Source organism: Dietzia sp. SLG310A2-38A2 (assembly GCF_014145095.1).
Classification (GTDB): domain Bacteria; phylum Actinomycetota; class Actinomycetes; order Mycobacteriales; family Mycobacteriaceae; genus Dietzia.
This window is the reverse complement of sequence record NZ_JAALDX010000193.1, coordinates 1-4,531: the sequence shown is the minus strand read 5'-3', so window position 1 is coordinate 4,531 and position 4,531 is coordinate 1. Positions and strand designations below refer to the sequence as shown.

Sequence of the window (4,531 nt, the reverse complement as noted above, 5' to 3'; positions counted from 1 at the left end):
TACGATGTGCCCGTGTCACCAGCGACCGGCTCCGTCGTCCTCCCGCCCCAGGCTCCCCCAGTCAGCGCGCCCGCCTCCCGGGACCCCGTCCGGGCCGTCCTGCGGGCGGGGACCGTCGTGGTGGTGCGCGACCACGACTCTGTGCAGGTGGGACTGGCTCCGGACCGTGCGGTCGTAGTGGCCGCCCCCACGTCGTGCGGACCCAGGGGCCTGGCCACGCTGCTCCTCGAACTCGAGGGGGGAACCGAGCTCGACGACGCCGCCACCCGGGCGGGGGTCGACCCCGCAGACCTGCCCTCCGTCGCCAGGATCCTGGTCCGTCTGGCCGAACTCGGTCACGTCCGGCTCATCAGCCCGGGCTCCGCATCCCCGGAGCCGGTGCCGGCCCCGAGGCCGACCGCCATCCGCCAGGTCCACATCCTCGGGAGGGGTCAGGTGTCGGAGGTGCTGCGCGGACCGCTGTCGGTCAACGGCTGCCGGGTCACGACCGGGCCTGATCCGGGACTGGCCTTCGACCGCGACCGTCCACCCTGGACCCGGCGCGGCCCGACACCGGATCTGGTGATCCTGACCGGTTCGATCTCGGTGGATCCCGTGGTGGCCTCCACTCTCACCCGATCCGGCCAGGTCCATCTCCACGTGTACTCCCGCGACGGACGGGTGGTGGTGGGCCCCACCGTGATCCCCGGCGCGAGTCCGTGTCTGCGGTGCGTCGACCTGTTCCGCGCCGGGCGTGACCCGCGGTGGCCGTTCGTGGCCGCCCAACTCGTCGGCAGGTCCCCCGCTGCCGGCGTGCCCGCGCTCACCGCGGCAGCGGCTCTGGTCCTCGCCGAGGTCTCCGCCAGCCGTGAGCCCGATCGTCCCCTCCAGACCGTCGGGGCGTCCGTCGAGATCAATCCCGCCGAGGGGCTGTGGAAGAGACTGGAGTGGCCGGCCTCCGATCGCTGTACCTGCGGCGCGGCGACATACCGGGATCCTCTGTCATGATTGGAGGCGTGTCCGATCTCCCCCGCACCTCATCCCGTCGAGCAGCGCGCCTCGCAGGCCTGCCCCTGGGAATCGCCGGACGAGCCGCCGGGTCGCTGGGCCGTCGAGCTCTGGGCAGGGGCGAGGGCGTGTTGACCGAGGAGCTGGCCGACCAGGCGGCCGACCAGGTCTTCGCCGTACTCGGAGAGCTCAAGGGCGGGGCGATGAAGGTGGGGCAGGCCCTCAGCGTGTTCGAGGCCGGGATGCCCGACAAGTACGCGGGTCCGTTCCGCGAGGCGCTCACCAAGCTCCAGGCCGAGGCTCCTCCCCTGCCCCCTGCTGAGGTCGAGAAAGTCCTCGACACACAACTGGGACTTCGGTGGCGGGAGCGGTTCGCCGAGTTCAACACCTCCGCGGCCGCCGCCGCCTCGATCGGCCAGGTGCACCGCGCGGTCTGGTCGGACGGTCGGGAGGTGGCGGTGAAGATCCAGTACCCCGGGGCCGACGAGGCGTTGCGCTCGGACCTCCGTCAGCTCCGACGTCTCGCGCCACTCCTGCGTCCCCTCAACCCCGGCACCGACGTCAGAGGGGTCATCGACGAGCTGTACGACAGCGCCGTGGCCGAACTCGACTACCGGGGTGAGGCCGACACCCAGCGGGTGTTTGCCGCCGCGTTCCGCGACGATCCGCTGATCCGTGTCCCCGCCGTGCTCGCGTCCGCACCGAAAGTCCTGGTGACCGAGTGGGCCGAGGGTCGCACGCTCGGCCGGATCGCCGCGAGTGGGACGCAAGACGAGCGCGACCGGGCCGGTGAACTCCTGGCGGAGTTCCAGTTCTGCTCCCCCACGCGCGCCCGGATGATGCATGGCGACCCGCATCCCGGCAACTTCCTCCTCGCGGACGACGGTCGGATGGTGGTGCTGGACTTCGGGGCCTCACTCCCGCTGCCGGAGGGCATGCCCGCGGTCCTCACCTCGATGATGCGGCTCGCGCTGGCCGGGGAGTCAGAGGAGTTGCTCGCGCTCATGACGCGCTCCGGGTACGTGGGCCGGGGCGGGTTGAACCCCGAGGACGCGATGGCATTCCTCGGCCCCTTCATCGAGCCGATGCGCAAGCCCGAGTTCCACTTCGACCGGAAGTGGATGCAGGGGATCATGGCCGTGTACGGGGACGTCTCCGGCCGTGAGTTCCGCACCTCTCGGTCGTTCACGCTTCCCCGCGAATACGTCCTCATCCACCGGGTGCTCTCGGCCTCGGTCGGCATGTTGTGCCAACTCGAGGCGACCGCCCCGTACCGGCAGATAGTCCAGCGCTGGATGCCGGAGATCTTCCCCGACGAGGAGTGAGCACCTCCGGATCGGCCAGGGTCAGCCCTCCCTGACCAGGCGGAGTACGTCGTCCCCGTACTCGCCGAGTTTGTGTGCCCCGATCCCGCCGATGCGCCCGAGCGTCCTGGTGTCCGAGGGGCGCTCGCGCGCGATCTGCGCGAGCGTGTCGTTGGTGAACACCGTGTATGCGGGCTTGCCGATGCGTTCCGAGGTCTCCCTCCGCCAGTCGCGAAGCCGCTCGAACAACCCGGTGTCGACCTCGACCGAGCAGTCTGGGCACGATCCCAATGCGCGATGCATGGGCCCGGTGAGCCGCTCCCCGCATCCGCGACAGCGCCCCTTGTCCTGCGAGTCGGTCGTCTGGCGGGTGCCGGCGGGCGCCGGGGCCGGGCGCACCGGGTCGAGGAAGCGGCTCGGCCGGCGAGTGGCGCGGCCCCCGGCCCGACGGCTGCGACTCCACGAGACCGACAGATGCTCCCGTGCCCGTGTGATCCCCACGTACAACAGTCGCCGCTCCTCCTCGATGGCGTCCGGCCCGGCCTTGATCGCGTGACTGATGGGCAGACTGCCCTCGTGCACCCCGAGGAGGAACACCGCATCCCATTCGAGCCCCTTGGCGGCGTGGAACGACGCCAGGGTGACCCCGCGCTGGTCCGGGGCGTGCCTCGCGGCAGCGCGGGCTCTCAGCCCGGCGACCACCGGGAGTAACCCGGGGCGCTCCTCGGTGGTGGCGATCTCCTCCACCAGGCCCATCAACGCGGTCAGCGACTCCCATTTCTCCCTGGCCTGGGTTCCCGACGGTTCGGCGGCCGTGAGACCCAACGGTTCCAGCGACGCCCGGATCACCCGCGCGACGTCGGTGGGGTCGGTGAGCGTGGAGTGCTCCTCCGTGACCGCCTCGTCCGTGCCGTCGACCAGTCTGTCGATCGTCGACATCGCGCGCCTGATCACCGTCCGGTCGAAGAAACCCTCCCCGCCCTTGAGTCGATACCCGATCCCCACCTCGTCCAGCGCGGCCTCGATGCGTTCCGACTGCGCGTTCACGCGGTACAGGACCGCGACCTCCGAGGGGTCGAGCCCACCGTGGACCAGATCGGCGATCGCCCCCGCGACCGCCTCCGCCTCCGCATCCTCGTCCGGGTACTCGGTGAGTATGGGATCGGGCCCTGCCGGACGCATTCCCCGGAGGGTGAGACCGGCCGAACGGAACCGCCCCGCGCCGGCCCCGATCACCGCATTGGCCAGGTCGACGACCTGCGGGGTGGACCTGTAGTCCGACTCCAGGCGGACGACGGTCGCCTCCGGGTAGCGCTCGGCGAAGCCCAGCAGGTAGTCCGGGTCCGCCCCGGCGAAGGAGTAGATGGTCTGGTTGACGTCGCCCACCACGGTGAGGTCGTCGCGCCGACCGAGCCAGGCCGACAGCAGGCGCTGCTGAGCGGGCGTGACGTCCTGGAACTCGTCCACCACGAAGCACCGGTAGCGGTCCCGGAACTCCTCCGCGATCGCCGGGACCTCCTCCACCAGTTCCGCCATGTGCCCCAGCAGGTCGTCGAAGTCGAGCATGCGGACCGGGCCCGACACCTTGAGGTCCTCGTACGCCCGGAACGCCCGTGCCACCTCCGGGGCGGGGGCCGGGAGGTCACGACTGAGAGCGACCGCCCGCTCGGCGTACGTGTCGGGGGTGAGCAGACTGGACTTGGCCCAGCCGATCTCGGTGAGGACGTCCCGGATGGTCTCCGTCGAGGGATCCAGCCCCACCCGGCGGACCGCCTGCGCGACCGCCCGGAACTGTCCGTCGAGCAACTGCCATGGTTCCTCGCCGTAGACCCGCGGCCAGAAGTAGGAGAGGTTGCGCAGGGCCGCCGAGTGGAAGGTCCGCGCCTGGACCGGCCCCGTGCCGGCGTCCGCCACGCCCAGGCCGGCGAGCCGCATGCGCAGTTCCCCGGCCGCGCGGGCGGTGAACGTGACGGCCAGGACCTGGTCCCCCCGAACGTGTCCGGTGGTCACCAGGTGGGCGATGCGCCGGGTGATCGTGCGCGTCTTGCCGGTCCCCGCGCCAGCGAGGATGCAGACCGGGCCGCGGGGCGCCAGGACGGCCCGCCGCTGCTGGGGGTCCAGTCCGTCGAGGGCCGACTCCCGGTCACGTCGCACGTCATCCACGCCCCCATGGTGGCATCCGGCCCCGACACATCGCCGCGGGCCTCCCCCGGGATGATTCCTCCGTCTCCGTGCGTTGA

Annotated in this window: 3 protein-coding genes; 2 read left to right on the top strand and 1 reads right to left on the bottom strand. The window is 71.5% G+C overall.

Features of this window, described 5'->3' with window-relative positions; genetic code table 11:
- A partial coding sequence (locus G6027_RS07425; protein ID WP_241726906.1) for a hypothetical protein occupies positions 1 to 987 on the top strand: 987 nt, incomplete at its 5' end.
- A gap of 8 nt (positions 988 to 995) precedes the next feature.
- Entirely contained in the window at positions 996 to 2,312 is a 1,317-nt protein-coding gene (locus G6027_RS07420; RefSeq protein WP_182636620.1) for an AarF/UbiB family protein, read from the top strand.
- Positions 2,313 to 2,333: 21 nt separating this feature from the next.
- Here G6027_RS07420 and G6027_RS07415 read toward each other — a convergent pair whose 3' ends face one another.
- On the bottom strand, positions 2,334 to 4,454 hold the full coding sequence (locus G6027_RS07415) for an ATP-dependent DNA helicase UvrD2 (protein WP_346995655.1): 2,121 nt from the start codon (positions 4,452 to 4,454) through the stop codon (positions 2,334 to 2,336).
- Positions 4,455 to 4,531: the final 77 nt, after the last annotated feature.